The organism is Aquisalimonas sp. APHAB1-3 (genome assembly GCF_048323695.1).
Lineage (GTDB): Bacteria > Pseudomonadota > Gammaproteobacteria > Nitrococcales > Aquisalimonadaceae > Aquisalimonas.
Genome location: NZ_JBLWFT010000005.1, coordinates 1 through 20,887, shown reverse-complemented (window position 1 = coordinate 20,887; position 20,887 = coordinate 1). Strand labels below are relative to the sequence as shown.

Here is a 20,887-nt window from a genome sequence, read left to right as displayed (position 1 = left end):
ATCATCATGAATGATCAAGCAATTCAGACAGCACCGTCACGGCAGAGCGCATCCGGCAGCGCCGGGCGGGTGACCGGCGGTCAGCGGTTGCGCGGCGAGGATATCTGCATCGAGGTGGAGAACCTCAACCTCTGGTACGGCGATGATCAGGCGCTGAAGAACATCAACATGCAGCTGCCCCGGGAGCGGGTCACGGCGTTCATCGGCCCGTCGGGGTGTGGCAAGTCGACGCTGCTGCGCTGCATGAACCGCATGAACGACCTGATCGACAATTGCCGGCTGGAAGGGCAGATCCGCATCGACGGCCAGGAGATTCACGACAAGGCCATGGATGTTCCGGAGCTGCGCCGCCGCGTCGGCATGGTCTTCCAGAAGCCCAATCCGTTTCCCAAGTCCATCTACGAGAACGTCGCTTACGGCCTGCGCCTGCAGGGCGTGAAAAAGCGTCGCATCCTGGATGAAGTGGTGGAGAAATCCCTGCGCCAGGCGGCGCTCTGGGACGAGGTGAAGGACCGGCTCAACGAGAACGCCTTCGGCCTCTCAGGCGGGCAGCAGCAGCGGCTGGTGATCGCCCGCGCCGTGGCCATCGAGCCCGAAGTGCTACTTCTGGACGAGCCGGCATCGGCCCTGGACCCGCTGGCGACGCTCAAGATCGAAGAACTGATGTTCGATCTGAAAAAGCACTACACCATCGCCATCGTCACCCACAACATGCAGCAGGCGGCGCGGGTGTCGGATTACACCGCCTATCTGTATCTGGGCGAAGTCATGGAGTTCAACGACACGGATACGCTGTTCACCAACCCGTCCCGCAAGGAGACGGAGGACTACATCACCGGACGCCACGGCTGAGGCCGCCGGATGCCGGCACCATACAGGGAGATGCGGCGATGACCGATGACTCGATTGATGAAGGCTTCTTCAAGCAGCACATTTCCCACCAGTTCAACGAAGAGCTGGAGGACATCCACACCCGTGTGCTCGCCATGGGCGGCATTGTCGAGCAGCAGCTGACCGATGCCGTCTCCGCCATGGTGGACGGCAACCGCGAGCTGGCACAGACGGTGGTCACCAGCGACTACAAGGTGAACTCCATCGAGGTGGAGCTGGACGAGGCGTGCACCCATGTGCTCGTGCGCCGCCAGCCCACCGCCAGCGACCTGCGGCTGGTCATGGCAGTGGTGAAGACCATTACCGATCTGGAGCGCATCGGCGACGAGGCCGAGCGCATCGGCCGCATGGCGCTCCATCTACTGGACGATGACCGGGCGGTGGCGCCGGTGGCGGAGATGGGTGCGTTCGGCACGCATGTGCGCGACATGCTGCGGGGCGCTCTTGACGCCGTCGCGCGGATGGATGCGGAGCACGCCGTGCGCGTGGCCCAGCAGGACATCCAGGCGGACAGCCAGTACCAGGTGGTGCTGCAGCGGCTCATGGACCAGATGATGAAGTCGCCGGAGAGCATCCCCCGGCTGATGGACATCGTCTGGGCGGCGCGCTCCATGGAGCGTATCGGCGACCGGGCCCGCAACATCTGCGAGTACGTGGTGTACTTCGTGCGCGGCAAGGACGTGCGCCACACCAGTTTCGACCAGATGGCTCGGGAGGCCACGGGAGACCGTGGGTGACCTGGACATGGGGCGCCATCAAGGGGGTGTTCTACCGGCCCCGGGCGGTGCTGCGGGAGTGGCGTGAGCGGGATCCCGAGCCGGGCCCGCTGCTGGTGCGGTTCACCATCCCCGTTATCGTGCTCAGTGTCGTGGCCTCGGCCATGGCCTACGATGTGTTGCCTGCCGGGTTTCCGCCCGAGACACAGCCGCGCATGGTGCCGTTCAGCATCTACAGCGCCCTGACCCAGCTGGTGGGCGTGCTGGCGCTGGCGGCCGCCGCCCACTACCTCTGCGACCTGTTCCAGGGGCGCTCCGATTTCCGGCGTGCGCTGGCGGCTGTTTCCGTGGCCATGGTGCCGGCCTGGGTCGGCAACGTGCTGGCGGCGCTGCCCTGGCCGTACGGCTCGACCCTGGCGCTGGTGTGCATCGGCTACAGCCTGATTCTGCTGTATGCCGCCTTCGTCGTGATTCTCGGCATGGAACGGGGCAACCGGGCTGGCCACTATGCAGCCAGTCTGGGGGCCGGGTTGCTCGTGGTGTTCGCATTCGGCTGGCAGGCTGTGAGTCTGATTCCCGGAGCGGCGCCGGAGGTGCGGCTGGGGACGACCTGGCTCATCTGATGCTAGCCGGCGGCGGAGCGCTGGTTGCGCATGTCGATGATACGCTCGGCCGGGAAGCGGCACCGGAACGTACTGCCTTCGCCGGGGCGGCTGTGGATCTCCAGGGTGGCATCGTGGCGCTGCAGAGCGTGGCGCACGATGGAAAGGCCGAGCCCGGTTCCGCCCCGATCCCTTGAGCGGCCGTCATCGACGCGGTAGAAGCGCTCCGTGAGCCGCGGGATATGCTTCTGCGGAATGCCGATGCCGCTGTCCACCACGTCAAGACAGGCCGAGTCGCCGTCCCGGTACCAGCGTACATGGACCTTGCCACCTTCCGCGGAGTACTTCACGGCGTTCTGCACCAGGTTGCCGAACGCGCTGCGCAGTTCGGAGTGGACGCCCCGCACGCCGAACCGGTCGTCGCTGTCGCAGTCCACGCTGATGCCGCCGGGGGCAATCATTCTGCCGTCCCGGCAGATGCTGCTGACCAGTGCGGCCACATCTACCCGCTCGTCTGCCCCGGGGTCCGGTTGCGCATCCAGGCGGGAGAGGGTGAGGAGGTCTTCCAGAATGTGGCGCATGCGTGCGGCCTGGTTGTGCATCTCCTCCACCGGCCGGCGCCACTCCCGGGCAGCCGTTCCGTCGTCGTCGCGCATGCTCTCCAGGTAGCCGGCGATGACGGTCAGGGGGGTACGCAGCTCGTGGGACGCGTTGGCAACGAAGTCCCGCCGCACCTGCTCCAGGCGATGCAGGCGGGTGATGTCCCGGGCGATCAGAAGCCGCTGATCGCGGCCGTAGGGGATGACCTGCATGGACAGCCGCGTGGCGTCATCGAAGGGGCTGGTCATCTCCACCGCTTCCTCGAACGATCCGGTATCGAAGTACGCCTTCAGGGCGGGGCTGCGGATGAGGTTGAGCACGTGCTGGCCCATGTCCTCGGGTGATTGCAGATGCAGCAGCCGCTGTGCCGCGGCGTTGAACCAGACGATGCGGTTGTCCGGTGCCAGCACGACGGTGCCGTCGGGCATGGCGGCGGTGGATTGCCGGAACTCGTGGAGAATCGCGCCCAGGCGCTGTTTGCGCTTGCGGTTGCGGCGCTGCATGTGGAAGACCTGCTCGTAGATCGCGCCCCAGAGCCCGGTGCCTTCCGGCGGATTGGCGCTGCGGGACGTGCTCAGCCAGGTGTAGAGCCGGTGCTGCTGGTAGATGTGCCATCCGGCGAACCCGGTGACGGCAATCAGCAGGGATACGGCAAGATAACCCGTGAGCATGCCAACCACCGCGGCCGGGACGACCACGGCGGTGATACGGCTGATCTCGTCCGGCCACGGGGAGTGTATCATGGCGGATTACTCGCGGGTGGAGAAGCGGTAGCCTGCTCCACGCACAGTCTGAACGAAACGCTCGGCGCCGGTGCCGTCCAGGGCCTTGCGGAGCCGCCGGATGTGCACATCCACCGTGCGCTCCTCCACATAGACGTTGGGGCCCCAGACCCGGTCCAGCAATTGTTCGCGAGTGTAGACCCGATCCGGGTGTCCGGCAAAGAACTTCAGCAGCCGGAACTCCGTGGCACCCAGGTGGATGGGGTTGTCGTTGACCATGACGCGGTGGGCCGCGATCTCGATGCGCAGCGGGCCGATTTCCAGGTTCTCCTCGGCCTCGTCGCCGCCACTGCGTCGCAGCACCGCCTGGATGCGTGCGATGAGCTCCCGCGGCCCGAACGGTTTGGTGACGTAGTCGTCCGCGCCGGCCTCCAGGCCGCGCACCTTGTCTTCCTCTTCCGTGCGGGCCGTGAGCATGATGATCGGCACGTCGCCGAGCATGTTCTCGCGGCGCAGGGCGCGGGCGAGGTCGAGCCCGCTGGTGTCCGGCAGCATCCAGTCGAGGAGAATCAGATCCGGCTGATGGTCGGTGATGGCGACACGGGCTTCGGCCGCATCGCCCGCCTCGACAACCCGGAACCCGGATCGCTCGAGGCTGAACTCCACCATTTCGCGGATGGGCTTCTCGTCGTCGACAATCAGTACGGTCCTGTCCGTCATGCGTTATCCCCGCTCACCAGGCTGCTGGTTTCTTCGTGCACCGCTAGTAAAACAGCGGGATGTGACAGATCCATGACACATTTGCGGCGCATCGATGACATGCAGCCTACATGATCCGCCGGCGTATGGCGGAGGAGACCGTTTCAACCACCACCACCACGGCCACGATCACCATGATAATGGTCAGGGCGACGTCGTACCGGAACAGGCTCATGGCCGAGCTCAGCTCCACGCCGATGCCCCCGGCGCCCACCAGTCCGAGTATCACCGCAGACCGGATTGCCTTCTCCACGCCGAACAGGCTGGTGGCGGTCATGGACGGCATCGCCTCGGGCAGAATGGCACCGAAGATGACGGCGCCGCGGCCTCCCCCGGTGGACTGGATCGCTTCCGAGGGGCCGGCACGGATCTCCTCGATGCGCTCGGCGAAGAAGCGGGCGCAGAAGCCGATGGTGTCCATGATGATGGCGAGAATGCCGGCCAGCGGTCCGAGGCCAACCGCCGCCACGAAGATCAGCGCCCAGATCAGCTCCGGTACGGTGCGCAGTACGGCGGTCACGCCCCGGGCAACCACCCGGACGACGGGGTGCGGGGTGGTGTTACGGGATGACAGCAGCGCCAGCGGCACGCTCAGGATCACGCCGAAGGCGACCCCGACGATGGCCATGTTCAGCGTCTCCAGCATGTAACCGCTGATCGGGCCCAGGCGGCTGAGATCCGGCGGCACGGCCCGGGAGATGAAGTCGCCCATGTTGCCGATGCCTGCGATCAGTCGCGCGCCTTCCACGTCCACGGCGGTAATACCCTGGATGAAGAAGGCGAGAAAGCCGACCAGTACCACCCAGGTGAATACGGAGGGCAGCTCAAACCGGCTGGGCTGCGGGCCGTTGTGATCCCGGGGCTGCTCTGGGGAAGCCATTGCAAATAACTCCAACGTTCAGGGAATGGACGTCCGGCGGTGCGTCAGGAGGCCTTCCTGAGCGGTGTGGTCGATTCGGAAGGGGTTTCGTCCACGCGCACATTGCCTTCGTAGAGGGACTGCAGTTCGTTGCGGTCGGTCTGGTGCATGGGGCGGTCCACCTGGACGTGTCCGGCCTTCATGCCGATGACGCGGTCGCCGTACTCCATGGCGAAATCCAGTTGATGGAGCGTGCACAGCAGCGTCATTCCCTCTGCACGCACCACGCTCCACAGCAGATTCATGACCTCCCGTGCCGCCTTCGGATCGAGGCTGGCAACGGGTTCGTCCGCCAGCACCACGGATGGCCGCTGCATCAGCACCCGAGCAATGGCCACGCGCTGCTGCTGGCCGCCGGAGAGCTGATCGGCGCGCTGGTCGGCGCAATGGGCCAGCTGCACGCGCTCCAGGCAGTGCAGGGCGTAATCCCGCTCCTCGCGGGAGGCCAGCGGAGCGGCCACGGAGAAGAAGCTGCGGTGACGGGCCAGTGCCCCGTAGAGCACGTTCTGGAAGACGCTCAGATTGCCCACCAGGTTGAAGTTCTGGAACACCATGCCGACCTGCCGGCGTACCCCGCGCAGTTTGCGCTGGCCACATGTGGCCACGTCGGTGCCGTGCACGCGGATGGAACCCTGCTCGGGGCGTGCGAGCCCGTTCATGCAGCGCATGAGCGTGGACTTGCCGCAGCCATTGGCGCCCAGCAGTACGGCGCCCTCGCGTTCGGGGATGCGGAACTCGACGCCGCGCAGAACGTGCACCTTGCCGAAGCGCTTGTGGATGTTGCCCACCTGGATAACCGTCATGGAGAGACCTCCGTGGGTCTGTGGCCCGTAGCCGGGCCGGGACGTCATCGGGGCGGACCGGATTCATCCGGACCGCCCCGCCGCGTTGCGCATCCGTGGCTCAGAGGTCGAGACCGAGCACGTCGTAGGCTTCGCGCACCATGTCGTATTCGTCGTCGGTGATGTCGTTGACAAACCTGGCGCCCAGGTACTTGGAGCGCTCCTGCCCTTCGTCGGTGTCCGGCTCGTCGGCTGCCGGCTGGACGAAGGCCTGGAAGAGCCGGTCCTCGTACTGCATGGCCGTCTCACCGATGGCCCGGATGCACTCCGCTCCCAGGGCGTCCCGTGCAACGAATACATCCCGCGGCATGGTGCCGCTATCGGCGATGATGTCGTACTCCAGGTCCGGGTCGTATTCCTCAATGATGTCCACGTCGCGGTAACCGATGGCGGCGGCGTCCACATCGCCGTTGACGAAGGTCTGCACCCGCGCGTCGCCGGCGTGGGTGTAGCGCACGTCATCGCCCAGGCTCAGGCCGGCGTCTTCGATCATCCAGCCCTGGGTGATGTGGTTCGTGGTGGAGCCCACGCTGCCGAACGCGAGGTGCTTGCCTTTCAGGTCTTCGATGCCTTCCAGGCCGAGGTCACTGTGGGCGACGATGTAGGCGCCATAGCCATCGCGCTCTAGGCCGAAGGCCGGCGAGACGTTGCCCGATACCGCCGTCATCACCACGTATTCGGACGGGCCGGCGAGAACCAGGTCGATGGAGTCGTAGCGCAGGGCGTTGGCCGCCGATGTGCGGTCGCTCAGCGGGAAGAACTCCATTTCCACACCGGTCAGTTCGCTGAACTCTTCGGCGAACGGCGCGAAGGCGCGGCGCAGTTCCTCGGCGCCTTCGATGCCGGTGTCCGCCAGCCGCAGCGGGCTGTCGCAGTATTCGGCCACGTCGTCGGCGGGGCTCGCCATGGCGAGGCCGGGGCTGGTCAGGGCGGCGGCGACGACCAGTGCTGTCACGTTTCGCATTGTCACTCTCCGAATCGGCTTTGGAATGAAAGTGGAACGAGAGGATGACGCTCCGGCGTTACATGAATCTTCAGTCGCCGTTACATGACGATGACAGCGCGGCCATCAGCCAACCGCCTCCAGGGGGCGCGGCCCGGGCGGCAGTTCTCTCCCTCGCCGGTGTGCCTGCCCCGTCAGCAGTGCCGTGAACCGGGCGCCGACGGTATCCCAGTCGAGCGTGTTGACCGTGCTTCTGGCCAGTGCGCCGAAGCGGTGACGCAGGGCGGTTTCCCGCGCCAGGAGAATGGACAGGGCCACGAACCGGTCGGCGTTGCCGAAGGGCGCTGAGACCCCGTTGGAGAACGGGGTAATGTGCTCCGCCGCCGCACCGTGATCGAAGGCGACCACCGGCAGGCCGCTGGCCATGGCTTCCAGCACCACGTTGCCGAAGGTGTCCGTGAGGCTGGGGAACAGGAACAGGTCGGCGGAGGCGTAGTGCTGTGCCAATGCCTCGCCGGACTGACTGCCGGTGAACACGAAATCGGGGTTCTCGGCCGCAAGCCGGGCCTTCAGGGGGCCGTCACCCACCAGCACGAAGCGGGCGGTGGGGCTGCTGCGCTGTATGGCCAGGAATGCACGCACTGCCAGTTCCAGGTTCTTCTCTGCCGCGATGCGGCCCACGTAGAGCACCACCGGCGAGCCGGGCAGCATGCCCCACTCCCGGCGCAGTCCCTGGTCGCGGCGTTGCGGGTGGAAAAGCTGGGTATCCACACCGCGGGCCAATACCTCGACGTCGCCGAAACCCGCCTCCTGCAGCTGGGCGGCGAGCTGGCGCGTGGGCGCCAGCGTCAGGCGCGTGCGGCGGTGGAAGCGGCGCAGGTAGCTGTCGACCAGCGGCGCCGCCAGTGCCAGCCCGTAGTGCTGTCCGTAGGCACTGAAATGGGTGTGGTAACCGGAGATGACGGGCAGACCGAGTCGCCTGGCAGCGCGCACGGCAGCCCAGCCGAGCGGCCCCTGGGTGGCCACGTAGATCACGTCGGGGCGGTGCCGGCCCCATTCGCCGACCAGCCTGCGCACGGCGGGCAGACCGAAACGCACCTCCGGGTAGCCGGGCAGCGGCAGGCCGGGGAGTGTCAGCAGCGAAAGACCGGCGGGCACGTCTTCCCGCCGCAGTGTCGGAGTGACCAGCTCCACCCGGTGGCCGTGCCGCTGCACGTAATCCACCAGCCTGCCGAGCGTCATGGCGACGCCGTTGGTCTCGGGGCGGTAAGTCTCCGTTACCAGTGCAATGCGCATGACGACCTCCCTGGGTGACGTCGGTTGAGAGCCTGCGCGAAGTGTCGGCCCGTCGCATTGCCCGGATGTGACAGCGCGGTCACGGTTCGGTGACAGTCTCCGTTGCGCACCCGCAACAGCCGTCGCATGTCACCAAACCGTCACCATCGCATCGGGAAACAGTCACATCCCCGCCTTATTGTTCCCCTCGCCGATGCACTTGCGGCCGCCGCAAGGCAGGGCCGACGACACGAAACAATTCCTTCGGAGGTAACCGTGAAAGCAACCAAACTGACAGCCCTCGGGATCGCAGCCGGCATGGGCATTGCCGGCGTTTCGCAGGCGTTCGCCTACCCGGACGTGGAGCCGCGCGGGCGGCTGCATATCGATGCGGGCTTCCATGATGAAGACAACGTCGACATGGACGACGGGTTCCTCAACCGGCGTGCGCGCCTCGGCCTCGGTGGTGATCTGGATGAATTGTGGGACTTCCGCATCGAGGCGGATTTCTCGGAAGAAGGAGTCAGTGCCGCCGACTTCCGCCTGCGCCGCTCCCTGAACGTGGGCCGCATCACCCTGGGCCAGACGAAGGTGCCCATGGGGCTGAACCAGCTCACCAGCTCCAACAGCATCACCTTCATCGAACGCGCGACCCCGCAGAACATCGTGCCGGACTCCCGCCGCATGGGTGTGTTCTACGATGTCTCCGAGGGCATGTTCACGTTCCAGTCGGCGCTCTACGGTCGCGCCATCGGCGATGATGAAGATGGCGACATGCCGCTGGGCGTGGCCGGCCGTTTCGTGGCCAGCCCGGAGCTGGGCGGTGGCCAGATCCTGCACCTGGGCGTCTCCGCCGCCTACGAGGATTTCGACTCCGACAGCGACTATCGCACGCTGGGCTTCAGTGATCGGCCGGAATCCCGGCCTGCCGGGGTGCGGCTGATCAACACCGGCGACATCGATGCCGACTCCACCACCAAGTACGGCCTGGAGCTCGCCTACATCGCCGGGCCGTTCTCGGCGGAAGCGGAGTACGTGAACGTGGACGTGGACCGCGACAACGGCAATGACGTGAGCTTCGACGGTTACCACGCCCAGGTCAGCTACGTGCTCACGGGCGAGTCCCGCAGCTACAGCAGCGGCGGCTTCGGCGGCATTACGCCGCAGGGGACCGGCGGTGCCTGGGAAGTGGCCGCGCGTTACAGCCACATGGATCTCAATGATCGCGACATCCGTGGTGGCGAGCAGGACAGCATCACCCTGGGGCTGAACTACTACCACAGCTCCAACCTGCGGTTCATGGGCAACGTCATCTTCACCGACGTCAAGGACAGCGACGCGGTCGCCGATCTGACCGGCAACGGTGTCGACGAAGACAGCCCCACGACCTTCCTCGCCCGCATGCAATACAACTTCTAAGCGGTCGGCACAAGTCCGCGCTTGCAGCCCCGGTCCTTGACCGGGGCTTTTTTTGTCACCGCGATCAGGCGATGCGCGCAGTGGCCTCGGTGGTTGCGTCAGATGCCGCCTCCTCGCTTCCCCGGTAGGCGTGCGTGGCGGCCTTCTCGAAAGCAACGGCCAGGTCCGTTCCCGGCTCATGTGGCAGGGCGTCGTGCACCTGCAGCAGTCGCTGGCCGTGGCGGCAGTTGATCCGCCAGCCGTGCCCTTCGAATACCTGCTGTTCCACCTGCACCGGCAGGGTGTTCAGGTTGCTCTCCTGGGACGCCTGCTGGGCCAGTCGGCAGCCCCGGGGCTGGAACATGATCCGGGTGGCATCGCCGGCGGCGAGGTTGTGATCGCGGCACAGGGCCCACAGGGTGTGTTGCCCGGTCTGCACCAGCGCCCAGTCGTCCTCGCGCCGCAGCACCCGGCCGTCCAGGGTGTTAGCGTAACCCACCAGTTCCGCCACCCATGGTGTTGCCGGCTTGCGGAAGAGTTCGCGGGTTTCGTCGATCTGGGCAATGCGCCCCGCCTGCATGACCACCACGCGCTGCCCCAGGGCCAGGGCCTCCTGCAGGTCGTGGGTGACGTACAGTGCCGTGGTGCCCAGCTCCCGGAGGAGCCGCGCCAGGTCGTCGCGCATCTGCTGCCGCAGCTGGGAGTCCAGGTTGGACAGCGGCTCGTCGAACAGCAGTACCCGCGGCTCGGTGGCCAGCGCCCGGGCGATGGCCACGCGCTGCTGCTGGCCGCCGGAGAGCTCACGCGGGTAGCGCTTTTCCATGCCGCCCAGGTCCACCAGTTCAAGCAGCTCCGTCACACGCTGATCGCGACGGCCGCGTGCGATACCCCGATACTTCATGCCGTACTGCAGGATCTGCTTGACGTTCATGTGTGGCCACAGTGCGAAATCCTGGAACACCATGTTCACCGGCCGGCGCTCCGGGGGCACTTCCAGGCCGTTGCCGTTGACCTTCTGGCCGGCGATGTGGATCTCGCCGCTGGTGGGCGTGTCCAGGCCGGCCAGCAGACGCAGCAGGGTAGACTTTCCGCAGCCGGACGGCCCCAGTACGGCCAGCGTCTCGCCGGTGGGAATCTCCAGGCTGACCCCGTCCAGGGCGCGAATGGCGCCGATGTGCCGGGTGAGATCGTGAATGGCGACTTCCGCCGTGTTGCTCGTCATTGTGAGCCTCCTGTCGCGAAGTACTGTCGGAAAAGGCGCTTCACCAGGAAGCGCGTGGTGACGATGATGCTGGCCGTGATCAGGCAGACGATCACGGTGGCCGCCGTGGCCCAGCCGTACTGCACCGTGCGGAAGTGTTCATCGATGATCACCGGGATCGTGGGGAAACCCGACGGCTGCAGCATGGTGGTGATGGCCAGGTCGAAGACGCTGGTGGCGAACACCGCCAGGCCTGCGGACAGCAGCCCGGCCAGGGTCAGCGGCATGAGGACCGTGCGGATGCGTGTCCACAGCCCGGCGCCCTGGAGCGAGGCGCTGTTCAGGAACGACTTGGGCACCTGCGCCACGTTGCCGAGTACCACGCGAACGGCGATGGGGATGGATGCGGCCGCCGAGCAGAGCACGATGACCCACGGCGTGTTGTAGACCTGGATGCCCCAGTCGGCCAGCCAGCGCTGGTTCCACCAGAGGATGTAGCCCACCGCCAGCACGATGCCCGGTACCGCCAGCGTGACCGTGGAGGTGATATCGATGAACCGGCGCAGCCGTGAACCGCTGTAGGCGAGCAGATAGGCCGCCAGAAAGCCTACGGCCAGGGCAATCAGTGCGGCGCCGAAGGCGATGCCGAACGAGTTCGCCATGGCGGGGAGCAGTACCGAGCCTTCGGAGAGCACCGCCCGGTAGTTCAGCAGGGTGAGATTCTCTAGGGTGAACCCGGCGCTGTAGCGCTGCAGGAAGGACACCGACAGGCTGGTGCCCAGGGGCGCGAAGATTGCCAGGCCCAGAAACGTGACGTTGAGCCCGGTGAGCAGCGGCCAGAAGCGCGGGCGCGGCCGGTCCACCGGGCGTGCGCCGCCGGTGAGGAAGTCGGCGCCGGCGTTGCGCAGCAGCCGGATCTGGATGGTGATGGCAATCGCCACCATGGCCACCAGGACCGATGCCAGCACCGCCGCCCCCTCGAACGAGACGGGCACCGTCTGGATCTCCTGGCGGATCACGTACGGGATCAGCGGGAACCGGAACACCGACAGGAACGCGGCCGGGAGGCCGAAGTCGCCCACGGTGTCCACGAACACCAGGATCGCGGCGGACAGCAGGGCGGGCAGCAGTAGCGGCAGCTTGATGGTGCGTACCACCTGGGCCGAGGTGGCACCCGCCAGGCGCGCGGCCTGCTCCAGGCTGCGCACGTTCCAGTGCAGGGCGGCGCTGAAGGCGAGGTAGGCCAGGGGGAAGTTCGCCAGGCTCATCACCATGACCAGGCCGGGCAGGGAGAAGATGAACTCGCCCAGCCAGGGCATGCCCATCTGGTGCGCGGTGCCGCCGCTGCGCCCGAACAGCACCCAGCCCTGGGCGATGATGAACGACGGCATCACCAGTACGAACCAGGCGGCGAAGTCGATCAGCCCGGCGGTGGGAAACCGGTAGGTGTGGCGCAGGTATGCCATGCCGGCACCGATAAGGGTGCCGATCACCATGGTGCCGAAGGACAGGTACAGGGAATTCTGTACCGCGGTGCGCCACAGGCGCCGCTCCCACAGATCGGTGAACAGGTCGAAATCGCCGAGATCGAAGATGCCCAGGTAGAGCTGCGGGTAGGCCAGGTGCAGCAGAATGGCCGCCAGCGGTAGGCCCACCAGCACCACCAGCGTGGCGGCAATGAACCAGCCCAGCAGGCTCTCGGGTTTCGGCAAACGGGCGATCACTCCCGTCAGCCGCGGTGTTCGGCGCGTATCGGTGCTGGCCGACATGGTGCGAATACTCCGGTAATGATGGGTCCGTCGGTACACGTTTTGTTGGCAGTTCTGGAACGCAAAGACGGGCGGAGCCCCGAGGACTCCACCCGTGTGCGTCAAGCTGGCGCGGTCAGAGACCGCGTTTCGGGGTCATTCACTGGGCCATGTCGCTGAACCAGCGCTTGATTTCTGCTTCCACCTCGCCGGCCCATTCGTAGTCGGTGAACTCGTACGGGGTCACCTGATCCAGGAACTGGTTCGGGGGTAGCAGGTCGTTGGGTTCGGCGCCCTCGATCAGCGGCACGAAGTACTTGTTGCGGTGCTCGATCTCGGTGAGGTACTGCTGGGTCTCGGCGGAGAGCATCCACTCGATGAAGGCCTTGGCGTCATCGGCTACTTCTGTATCCGCCGAGATACCGACCGCGCGGGCAGCGCCGGGGGTGCCTTCCTCGGGATAGACCACCTCGATGCGCTCGTCCTTTTCCACTTCGCCGTAGGTGTTGGGCTCTTCCAGGCCGGCGATCCAGATATCACCCGCGGCCAGGGCTTCGGCCACCGGGCTGTTGGAGCGGTACATGCGCACGCCGTTGTCGAAGACCTTCTCCCAGAACGCGTAGCCGGCATCCATGTCGTCCTCGAAGAACCAGGACACGTAGGGGTAGGCCGGGCCGCTGATGGCCGGATCCGGCATGCCCACGCGGCCCTCGAACTGCGGGTCGTGCAGGGCGTCCCAGCTGGTGACGTCTTCCGCGTCCACGTAGTCCGGGTTGTAGACGAGCAGAGCGGGGGCGTTCACCGTCACCGGCCACCAGGCGGTCTCCGGGTCCTGCTCGTAGATCTGGCGACCCATCTCGGTGTAGTTCGCGGCGGCCTCCGGCTGCCAGCCGTCATCCAGCAGCTGGCCGGTCTCGTAGAGCCGGTGCACGCTGCCGTGCCCCTGTACGTACACCACGTCCCACTGCGGGTTGGCGCGCTCGGCCTCGATGCGGGCCAGAATCTCGCCGCCGCTCATGTCGACGATCTGGGCTTCGATGCCCGTGTCTTCAGTGAAGCGCTCGGCGATGGCGTCGCCGTGGTCGTGCAGGTAGACGGTGAGGACGTCATCGCTGGGTTCGGGTTCATCGGCCACGGCGACGGCCGAGGCGCTCAGGCCGCTGGCGGCCAGCAGCAAGGTCAGGCGCCAGGAATTCAGACGGGGGCGGCGGTGCCACATGGGGAATCCTCCTGCTCGGAATGACGGTGTCGGATGGATTGCGCCGCATCCTTGCCGTTGCGCAGGCCGTCTACCTTGGAAAAAATTCGTGAACCAGGCGTTAATTCCGTGTGACCGTTTGATGACTCATCAGCGCTTCTGTCATACCCCTGCAATCTCTTTCCCGTTCACTAGGGGTCATGAAAACGGTCCACCGAACGCAGGACCGTTAACGGAGGCGTCATGGCAACGTTCATGCAGTGCAAGGGGCTCACGAAGGAGTTCGCCGGTCAGCGGGTGCTGGACGGGATCGATCTGAAGGTGAATCAGGGCGAGTGTGTCGTGTTGCTGGGGCCGTCCGGCTGCGGCAAGTCCACCCTGTTGAACGTGATCACGGGCATGCTGGCCGCTGACTCGGGAACGCTGGCGTGCCGCGGGCGCACGCTCGACGACCCTGCCAACGGCATCCATGTGGCCACGCGCGAGCGCGGGTTCTCCATGGTGTTTCAGGACTTCAGCCTGTGGCCGCACATGACCGTGTCGGAGAATGTCGCCTTCGGGTTGCGCATGCAGCGGGTCAATGCGCCTCGCCGCGCCCGACGCGTGCAGGAGGTGCTCGACCAGGTCCAGATGGGCGCCTTCCGCAACCGTCGCCCGGACCAGCTCTCCGGCGGACAGCAGCAGCGGGTGGCCATTGCGCGGGCCCTGGCCGTGCAGCCGGACCTCATGCTGCTCGACGAGCCCCTTTCGGCGCTGGATGCCCGTCTGCGCGAAGACCTCAAGCATGAACTGGCGCGCCTGCTTCGGGAGACGGGGCTCACCGCCGTGTATGTCACCCACGATCAGGCCGAAGCGTTCACGCTGGCTGACCAGGTGGCGGTGATGAACCGCGGGCGCATCGAGCAGTGCGGGACGCCGGAGGTGATCTACAACGAACCGCGGACGCAGTTCGTCGCCGAGTTCCTCGGTGCGAGCAACCTGATGCCCTACCGCCGCAACGGCAGCAGTATCGTGATCGACGATGGCGTGCTGGATCTTCCGGGCAACGGGGCGCTGGCGGCGGAGTCGGGGCAGTGCCTGGTGCGCCGCGAAGCGATCTGCATTTCCTCGGAGCGGTGTTGCAGCGGTGACGACCTGGTGGAGCTGCCGGCAACGTGCGAGCAGACCAATTTCCTCGGGGATCGGCATGAGGCGTTCGCCACCTTGCCGAACGGGCGACTGATCCGCGGTTTCGCCGATGGCGCCGTGCATCGCGGCGGGGCGGTGCACGTGCGCTTCCCGGCAAGCGCCATGCGGTTCCTATCGGATTGATGGGCCTGCTTTCCCGGACACTCCCGGCCCTGCTGCCGCTGGTGCTTGGCCTCGTGGCCGGCTGTGTTGGTGATGACGGCGACGGTGACGCGCTGGTTGTTTATTCCGCCGGGCCGCGACCGCTGGCAGAAGCCGTTATCGATGACTTCGTCCGGGAGACGGGAGTGACCGTCGAGTTCTTCGGTGCCACCACGGGGCAGGTGATGGCCCGTCTGGAGGCCGAACGGTATCGCCCTCGCGCCGACGTGGTGATCTTCGCCAGCGAGGTTGCCGCCGAGGCGCTGAAAGCCGATGACCGGCTGTTACGCTATCCGGACCCGGACTGGGTGGATGCGACGGAGGCGGGCTGGCACGACCCCGATAGCTACTACTATGCCACCTCCGCCGCGCTGGTGGGGATGGCCGTCCGGGAAGACAGGCATCAGGATGGCCTGGACTGGGCCACGGTGTTCGACGGAGACTTCCAGGGCCGTGTGACCATGCCGTCACCGTCGCGTTCCGGTTCGGCGGCGGACTTCGTGGTTGCGTATGCGCTCTCCGAGGACGCCATGTGGGCTGACTTTCTCGGTCTGCGTCGAAGTGGCCTCGATTTCGCGGCCGCCAACAGCCAGGCGATCAGCGGGCTGCTGGTGGGAACCTACGACCTGATACTGGGCGCCGTGGATTATCTCATCTACCGCCAGATCGCCGATGGCGCCCCGGTGGTCATGCATTACCCGCCCTCCGGCTCCGCCATGGTCCGTCGGCCCATTGCCATAATGGCTGGCACCGGAGCGCCCGATGCGGCCCGGGCCTTTGTGGATTTCTATTTCACCGAACCCGTGCAGCGGCGTGTGGCCGACGAGCACCTGCTTCCGGCGCGACGCGACACGGAGCCGTCCTCGACCCGGGGGACGCGGGAGCTGCCGCCGCTGTTCCAGGACGACGTGGAAGCGGCACTGGCCAGCCAGAACCGCGTCCTGCGCCGTTTTCAGATCGAGATCGAACGCGCCGAGGTGGTGCGCGGCGATGACTGATCAGGCCGGTTTCCGGGCATGCTGATGGTGTACCTGAGGGCCCGGTTGCCGCTGCTGCTGTGTCTGCTGTTGCTGGCGGTCGCGGCAGGGTATCCACTGGCGGTCCTTTTCGCCCAGAGTGTCTTTCCGGATATTCTCGGTGGGTCGCTGGACGGCTTCGGCGAAGCCTACCGCCGTATACTGGAGACCCCCGAGCTGCCGGCCATGATCCGGACATCCCTGGCCTGGGCCGGGGCGGTCACGGTGGTGAGCTGGGTGTTCGGCATTCCCTGCGGCTACCTCCTGGCCCGCACGGATCTGCCCGGCAAGCTCTGGGCGCGGCTCTCCCTGCTGGTGCCCATCATGACACCGCCGTATATCGCCGCGCTGTCCTACATCCTGGTGATGCAGGAAGGGGGGTTCGCCGACGGGCTGATCGGCGGCTTGCCGGAGTGGCTGCGGCTGTGGTTCTTCTCCTTCTGGGGCGTCACCCTGGTCATGGCCCTGGCCTCGTTCGGCTACGTGGCGCTGGCGGTGGAAGCGACCCTCGGATCATTGCCGAGGCGGCTCGAGGATGCGGCAACCCTGTTCGGTGCGGGCTGGGTCCAGCGCATGCGTTACGTCCTGCTGCCGCTGCTGCTCCCCGCCGTCTTCAACTCCGGTCTGCTGGTGTTTCTGGAGGCGCTATCGAACTTCGGCGTGCCTGCCGTGCTCGGCACGCGCTCGAATCTGCCCCTGCTGCCAGCGGAGATCTTCTATCTGATCACGAGCTGGCCGGCGGACTTTGCCCTGGCAACGTCGCTGTCGAGTCTGTTGTGTCTGTTCGCACTGGTGTGCATGTACGGCAGTCGCTGGCTGGCGCGCCTGCTCGGCGGCGGTGCCTTCCGGCCCGGCGAGGGGGCGTTGCAACCCCTGGGCCGTTGGGGGAAATGGGCGGGGTGGGCGTTCATCGGCGGACTGTTTTTGCTGAGTTCCGTGCTGCCCTACGTCGCCATGGTGCTCACCAGTCTCGTGGACTCCTGGGCCGAGGCGGAGCTGACGTTCACCCTTCGGCACTACTGGGCCCTGTTCGAACCGGGATCGCGTGGGTTGCAGGCGTTGCTGACCAGTCTCGGGCTCAGCCTGGCCGCCGCGACGATCTGTGTACTGGTCGGTGGGTACATTGCCTACGTCAACGTGCGTTCCGCGGGGCCACTGCAGCGCGTGCTGGACGGCATCGCGCTGCTGCCCCGCGTGATCCCGAAGATCGTGATGGCCGTGGCGCTCATCCTGGCCTGGAACGCCCCGTGGGTGCCAGTCGACCTCTACAACACCGTCTGGATGCTGTTGCTCGCTTACGTGGTGATCTACATCACCGACGCGCTCAACTACGCCAATGCCAGTCTGCAGCGCATGGGCGAGAACCTGGAGCATGCCGCGTCAATGCTGGGCGCAGGCCGCGCCACGGTGTTCACGCGCATCGTACTGCCGCGTCTGCGCCCGGCCCTGCTGGCCGCCTGGCTCACCACGTTCATCGTTTGCATGCGCGAACTGGTGGCTTCGATCCTGCTCCTGCCTCCGGGCGTTGATACCACGGCAACGTTCATCTTCAACCAGTTCGAGCAGGGGGAAATCGCCATTGCCATGGCCATGGCGACGGTGACCATACTGCTCAGCACCGTGGTTCTGGTGGTATTCCAGTTGCGACGGCGCGGCTGAGCGGCGTCACCGGGCCGTCACGGACGTGTCATGCCAACCTCACGGTCGTGTCATGCGCTCCCCCTAAGCTACCCCTGTTGCTCGTGGCAGACAGTCTGTCGCGTTGCGGCAACAGCTGAGCACCGGACGCTCCAGGGGCTCGATTGCCACTGATCCCGCTGTCCGGAGGGTGACCGCATCCTCCCCGCGAACGACCTACATATCAATTACCCGGGGGTAACGCATGTCCGACAGTAAAACCACATGGGGCGCTGCGCCGGCGCTCGCCATCGCCGCGGTGCTGGCCGCACCACTGGCACACGCCGACACCGGCGCGCAGCGATTCGCCGGTCTTGATTACGAGCCGATGATGGACGTGAGCGATGATCCCGTCCGCACCCGCGTCAACAAGTTCCGCGTCGAGACGGAAGACGGCAAACACCGCTTCGGTATTCGCGGCCGGCTCATGACCGACTACGCCTTCGTGCAGGATCCTTTTACCTCGACGGATGACGAGGACGCCGACGACGGAGATCTCGCCCGTTACGGCACGATCATCCGTCGCGCCCGGCTCGGTGCTCTGGGGGTGATGTACGACAATTGGGAATGGCAGCTGGAAGTGGATTTCCGGGACGACGAGGTTCGTTTTGCCAACGCCTACATGGCCTACCTCTTCGACAATGGCCGGTTGGCCGTCGGCCACTTCAAGGAGCCTTTCAGCCTTGAGAGCTCCACCAGCTCACGGCGGATCAGCTTCATTGAACGGGCCGCGCCGGTTGACGCCTACCGGCCAAGCCGGCAGATCGGGTTGATGTACGAGACCCTGGTTCCGGATTACTACGCCGCGATCGGTGCGTTCGGCGGTGATGGTGTTGCCAGGGATCGTGACGTGACCGAGGGCTACAGTCTTGCGGCCCGCGCTTCGTTTGCCCCGGTGTTTGATGCCGAGCAGGACCTCTGGAGCCACCTCGGTGTGTCTGCCAACTACCGCGCCAACGCGTACGAGTGGGACCGCAGCGGCGGTGACCAGAAAGAGTACGAGTCGGTCCGCATGCGCACGCGCCTCGGCACACGGGCAGTGGATGGTCGCATGATCGGCGAGAACGACATGGAGAACGTCAAGGACTTCACCACCGTTGCCCTGGAAGGCGGATTCGGCGTCGGGCCGTTCTCGGTGCAGGGCGAGTACATCAGGCAGGACCTCAACCGGGACTCCAACTCGGAAGATTTCGTTGATGAAGACGTGACCAGCATGACCTCGGAAGGGTACTACGTGCAGACCAGTTACTTCCTGACGGGTGAGACACGGAACTATCGCCCGTTCAGCGGTGATTTCGGTGCCACCCGGATACAGTCGCCCCTGAGCGCGGGCGGCCGGGGAGCCTGGGAGGTACTGGCACGCTTCGCGACGGCCGACTCCTATGAGCACCATAACCGCGAGGATCGCCAGAAGCTGGATCACTACACGCTGGGTCTCAACTGGTATCCGGAAGACGATATCGTCCTCAAGCTCAACGTCATGTATGTGGATGCGCAGCGTGGCGAGGACGGATTCGGCGACGGACGCAAGGACTGGGACAGCATGGTGTACGCGGCCCGCTTCCAGTTCGAGTTCTGACCCGAAAACGAGCTTCTCCTCCAGCCAGAGCTTGACCCCGCTTATGCGGGGTCTTTTCTTTGCCGCTAGCTGAAACGCCCGCAGCTGCGCAGGGCAGTGAGGCTGGGCGTCTGCGAGACGACCATGAACCAGCCGCGGCGGCCGTCTTCCAGTTCCAGCAGGGCGTGGCGGCGGTGGCCCAGACCCTTGATCTTCGTGGCCACCGAGGGGATGTAGGCGAGCCAGCCGTTCGCGCGGGACGAACTCTGATGTCGCAGTACGATCTGGTCGCTGCTCAGCACCGTACGCCCTTCGCAGATCAGTCGTCCTTCTCCGGTTTCCCAATGCATCGCTGAATACTCCCGAGCCGAAAGGTCGGTGCATTCTCGCGATGCCGTAAAACAGGATGCTGACGGGATGGCGACAATGGCGTGACAGATGCGCCGCTGCGGCCGGGGAGCCGTCACACAACTGCCTCGGTTCTGCAACGTCCACTTCAACAGTACAGGCCACACTCCTGGCAACATCAGTCGAGAGAGTGGATGAACCATGACGCGTGCTGAACCCATGAAACCGGTTCGATACCGGAGCATTTTCATCTCCGATGCGCATCTGGGATTTCGTGGCGCACGGGCGGACTACCTGCTGGAGTTCCTGGACGCGACCGAATCGGATTACCTCTACCTGGTCGGCGATATGGTCGATGTCTGGGAAATGCGCAAGCGGGTCTACTGGCCGCGGGAGCACCACCTGGTGATCAAGCGGATCATGGAGAAGGTGTGGGCCGGCACCCGGGTGGTCTACCTGCCGGGCAATCACGACGAGGCCCTGCGCGATTACAACGACAGTGTCATCGACAATTTCTCCATGGCGGATCAGGTCATCCACACCACGGCGGATGGTCGCAGGCTGCTGGTGTTGCACGGTGACCAGTTCGACACGGTGGTGAAGTGCTCCCGGGCCGTCGCCATGCTGGGCAGCCGCTGTTACGGCCTGTTGATACGGGCCAACCACTGGGTGCACCTGGTGCGGCGGCTGTTCGGGTTTCCCTACTGGTCGCTTGCGGCGCACGTGAAACACCGGGTGAAGAACGCTGTCACCTACATTTCGAACTTCGAGGACATGGTCGCCTGGGAGGCCAGCCGGCAGGACGTGGACGGTGTCGTCTGCGGTCACATCCACCACGCCGAGGTGCGTGATGTGGACGGCGTGCTCTACTGCAACGATGGCGACTGGGTGGAGAGCTGCACGGCGCTGGTCGAGCACCACGACGGGTCCCTGGAGCTGCTGTGGTGGGCCGAATGCCGGGATGCCTGGGGCTATAACGAGGCAGCGGCCCCGGCGGCCGACAGCCGGGCCGCCTGAGTGGTGGACCTGAAGGTCCACCCTTGTACCTTTATCCTTGTGGTCAGGGAGACCACACCCTGATGCCGGGCGAGCAGGAGTCCACCCGAAGGGCAATTGACCCTGTGCAGTAGATTCAGGCCCCCGGC

At 65.7% G+C, this 20,887-nt stretch carries 19 protein-coding genes; 9 read left to right on the top strand and 10 right to left on the bottom strand.

The features are described 5' to 3' along the window. Positions 1–6 precede the first annotated feature (6 nt). Genes pstB through ACNSTU_RS09530 form a run of 3 tightly spaced genes read left to right on the top strand, consistent with a single transcriptional unit; the run spans position 7 to position 2,230 of the window. Positions 7–852, top strand: coding sequence for a phosphate ABC transporter ATP-binding protein PstB (pstB, locus tag ACNSTU_RS09540; RefSeq protein ID WP_290631462.1), 846 nt, complete (start codon positions 7–9; stop codon positions 850–852). A 53-nt stretch (positions 853–905) separates the two neighbouring features. Continuing rightward, positions 906–1,628 carry a phosphate signaling complex protein PhoU gene (gene phoU / locus ACNSTU_RS09535; RefSeq protein ID WP_290631498.1) on the top strand — a complete coding sequence of 241 codons (723 nt, stop codon included), beginning with the start codon at positions 906–908 and terminating at the stop codon, positions 1,626–1,628. After that, the gene (locus ACNSTU_RS09530; RefSeq protein ID WP_290631464.1) at positions 1,625–2,230 is read left to right on the top strand and encodes a Yip1 family protein; all 606 of its coding nucleotides are present in this window, start codon (positions 1,625–1,627) and stop codon (positions 2,228–2,230) included. The genes phoU and ACNSTU_RS09530 overlap by 4 nt, the downstream gene beginning before the upstream one ends. Positions 2,231–2,232: 2 nt before the next feature. Here the strand turns inward: ACNSTU_RS09530 and phoR are convergent, their stop codons facing one another. The 6 genes from phoR to ACNSTU_RS09500 form a co-directional block, all read right to left on the bottom strand. After that, positions 2,233–3,552: a phosphate regulon sensor histidine kinase PhoR gene (gene phoR / locus ACNSTU_RS09525; RefSeq protein ID WP_290631466.1), complete on the bottom strand. Its 1,320-nt coding sequence runs from the start codon at positions 3,550–3,552 to the stop codon at positions 2,233–2,235. Positions 3,553–3,558: 6 nt separating this feature from the next. Further along, positions 3,559–4,251, bottom strand: coding sequence for a phosphate regulon transcriptional regulator PhoB (gene phoB, locus ACNSTU_RS09520; RefSeq protein ID WP_290631468.1), 693 nt, complete (start codon positions 4,249–4,251; stop codon positions 3,559–3,561). Between the two features lie 106 nt (positions 4,252–4,357). Beyond that, a complete protein-coding gene (gene phnE / locus ACNSTU_RS09515; protein WP_290631470.1) occupies positions 4,358–5,170 on the bottom strand; it encodes a phosphonate ABC transporter, permease protein PhnE in 813 nt (270 codons plus the stop codon). 44 nt (positions 5,171–5,214) lie between these two features. Next, entirely contained in the window at positions 5,215–6,012 is a 798-nt protein-coding gene (gene phnC, locus ACNSTU_RS09510; protein ID WP_290631472.1) for a phosphonate ABC transporter ATP-binding protein, read from the bottom strand. 100 nt (positions 6,013–6,112) lie between these two features. Further along, positions 6,113–7,015 (bottom strand): phosphate/phosphite/phosphonate ABC transporter substrate-binding protein, encoded by a 903-nt coding sequence (locus ACNSTU_RS09505; RefSeq protein WP_290636987.1) that lies wholly within the window; start codon positions 7,013–7,015, stop codon positions 6,113–6,115. 105 nt (positions 7,016–7,120) lie between these two features. After that, on the bottom strand, positions 7,121–8,290 hold the full coding sequence (locus tag ACNSTU_RS09500; RefSeq protein ID WP_290631476.1) for a glycosyltransferase family 4 protein: 1,170 nt from the start codon (positions 8,288–8,290) through the stop codon (positions 7,121–7,123). A gap of 255 nt (positions 8,291–8,545) precedes the next feature. Here ACNSTU_RS09500 and ACNSTU_RS09495 point away from each other — a divergent pair, with 255 nt between their 5' ends. Then, on the top strand, positions 8,546–9,688 hold the full coding sequence (locus ACNSTU_RS09495; RefSeq protein ID WP_290631478.1) for an OprO/OprP family phosphate-selective porin: 1,143 nt from the start codon (positions 8,546–8,548) through the stop codon (positions 9,686–9,688). Positions 9,689–9,752: 64 nt separating this feature from the next. Here the strand turns inward: ACNSTU_RS09495 and ACNSTU_RS09490 are convergent, their stop codons facing one another. The 3 genes from ACNSTU_RS09490 to ACNSTU_RS09480 form a co-directional block, all read right to left on the bottom strand. Further along, the gene (locus tag ACNSTU_RS09490) at positions 9,753–10,889 is read right to left on the bottom strand and encodes an ABC transporter ATP-binding protein (RefSeq protein ID WP_290631480.1); all 1,137 of its coding nucleotides are present in this window, start codon (positions 10,887–10,889) and stop codon (positions 9,753–9,755) included. After that, on the bottom strand, positions 10,886–12,637 hold the full coding sequence (locus ACNSTU_RS09485; protein WP_290631482.1) for an ABC transporter permease: 1,752 nt from the start codon (positions 12,635–12,637) through the stop codon (positions 10,886–10,888). Before ACNSTU_RS09485 ends, ACNSTU_RS09490 begins: the two co-directional genes overlap by 4 nt. A 139-nt stretch (positions 12,638–12,776) precedes the next feature. Then, positions 12,777–13,835: an ABC transporter substrate-binding protein gene (locus ACNSTU_RS09480; protein WP_290631484.1), complete on the bottom strand. Its 1,059-nt coding sequence runs from the start codon at positions 13,833–13,835 to the stop codon at positions 12,777–12,779. Positions 13,836–14,057: 222 nt separating this feature from the next. Here ACNSTU_RS09480 and ACNSTU_RS09475 point away from each other — a divergent pair, with 222 nt between their 5' ends. The 4 genes from ACNSTU_RS09475 (at position 14,058) to ACNSTU_RS09460 (ending at position 19,415) form a co-directional block, all read left to right on the top strand. After that, the gene (locus ACNSTU_RS09475) at positions 14,058–15,125 is read left to right on the top strand and encodes an ABC transporter ATP-binding protein (protein WP_290631486.1); all 1,068 of its coding nucleotides are present in this window, start codon (positions 14,058–14,060) and stop codon (positions 15,123–15,125) included. Then, positions 15,125–16,141, top strand: a complete 1,017-nt coding sequence (locus ACNSTU_RS09470) for an extracellular solute-binding protein (RefSeq protein ID WP_290631500.1) — start codon at positions 15,125–15,127, stop codon at positions 16,139–16,141. Before ACNSTU_RS09475 ends, ACNSTU_RS09470 begins: the two co-directional genes overlap by 1 nt. 18 nt (positions 16,142–16,159) lie before the next feature. Next, positions 16,160–17,818 carry an ABC transporter permease gene (locus tag ACNSTU_RS09465; protein WP_290631488.1) on the top strand — a complete coding sequence of 553 codons (1,659 nt, stop codon included), beginning with the start codon at positions 16,160–16,162 and terminating at the stop codon, positions 17,816–17,818. A 223-nt stretch (positions 17,819–18,041) separates the two neighbouring features. Next, on the top strand, positions 18,042–19,415 hold the full coding sequence (locus ACNSTU_RS09460) for an OprO/OprP family phosphate-selective porin (protein WP_290636984.1): 1,374 nt from the start codon (positions 18,042–18,044) through the stop codon (positions 19,413–19,415). A 65-nt stretch (positions 19,416–19,480) separates the two neighbouring features. Here the strand turns inward: ACNSTU_RS09460 and ACNSTU_RS09455 are convergent, their stop codons facing one another. Further along, entirely contained in the window at positions 19,481–19,744 is a 264-nt protein-coding gene (locus ACNSTU_RS09455) for a hypothetical protein (protein ID WP_290631492.1), read from the bottom strand. Between the two features lie 199 nt (positions 19,745–19,943). On the opposite strand from ACNSTU_RS09455, the gene ACNSTU_RS09450 reads away from it, so the two are divergent. Then, positions 19,944–20,759, top strand: coding sequence for a UDP-2,3-diacylglucosamine diphosphatase (locus ACNSTU_RS09450; protein WP_290631494.1), 816 nt, complete (start codon positions 19,944–19,946; stop codon positions 20,757–20,759). Positions 20,760–20,887: the final 128 nt, after the last annotated feature.

Excerpts from the sequence above, each read along its gene's own strand:
- phnC (WP_290631472.1), bottom strand. The coding sequence starts at position 6,012 with ATGACGGTTATCCAGGTGGGCAACATCCACAAGCGCTTCGGCAAGGTG.
- ACNSTU_RS09470 (WP_290631500.1), top strand. The coding sequence starts at position 15,125 with ATGGGCCTGCTTTCCCGGACACTCCCGGCCCTGCTGCCGCTGGTGCTT.
- phnE (WP_290631470.1), bottom strand. The coding sequence starts at position 5,170 with ATGGCTTCCCCAGAGCAGCCCCGGGATCACAACGGCCCGCAGCCCAGC.
- ACNSTU_RS09490 (WP_290631480.1), bottom strand. The coding sequence starts at position 10,889 with ATGACGAGCAACACGGCGGAAGTCGCCATTCACGATCTCACCCGGCAC.
- ACNSTU_RS09450 (WP_290631494.1), top strand. The coding sequence starts at position 19,944 with ATGACGCGTGCTGAACCCATGAAACCGGTTCGATACCGGAGCATTTTC.
- ACNSTU_RS09460 (WP_290636984.1), top strand. The coding sequence starts at position 18,042 with ATGTCCGACAGTAAAACCACATGGGGCGCTGCGCCGGCGCTCGCCATC.
- phoR (WP_290631466.1), bottom strand. The coding sequence starts at position 3,552 with ATGATACACTCCCCGTGGCCGGACGAGATCAGCCGTATCACCGCCGTG.
- ACNSTU_RS09465 (WP_290631488.1), top strand. The coding sequence starts at position 16,160 with ATGCTGATGGTGTACCTGAGGGCCCGGTTGCCGCTGCTGCTGTGTCTG.
- ACNSTU_RS09500 (WP_290631476.1), bottom strand. The coding sequence starts at position 8,290 with ATGCGCATTGCACTGGTAACGGAGACTTACCGCCCCGAGACCAACGGC.
- ACNSTU_RS09455 (WP_290631492.1), bottom strand. The coding sequence starts at position 19,744 with ATGCATTGGGAAACCGGAGAAGGACGACTGATCTGCGAAGGGCGTACG.
- ACNSTU_RS09485 (WP_290631482.1), bottom strand. The coding sequence starts at position 12,637 with ATGTCGGCCAGCACCGATACGCGCCGAACACCGCGGCTGACGGGAGTG.
- ACNSTU_RS09480 (WP_290631484.1), bottom strand. The coding sequence starts at position 13,835 with ATGTGGCACCGCCGCCCCCGTCTGAATTCCTGGCGCCTGACCTTGCTG.
- phoB (WP_290631468.1), bottom strand. The coding sequence starts at position 4,251 with ATGACGGACAGGACCGTACTGATTGTCGACGACGAGAAGCCCATCCGC.
- ACNSTU_RS09505 (WP_290636987.1), bottom strand. The coding sequence starts at position 7,015 with ATGCGAAACGTGACAGCACTGGTCGTCGCCGCCGCCCTGACCAGCCCC.
- pstB (WP_290631462.1), top strand. The coding sequence starts at position 7 with ATGAATGATCAAGCAATTCAGACAGCACCGTCACGGCAGAGCGCATCC.
- ACNSTU_RS09475 (WP_290631486.1), top strand. The coding sequence starts at position 14,058 with ATGGCAACGTTCATGCAGTGCAAGGGGCTCACGAAGGAGTTCGCCGGT.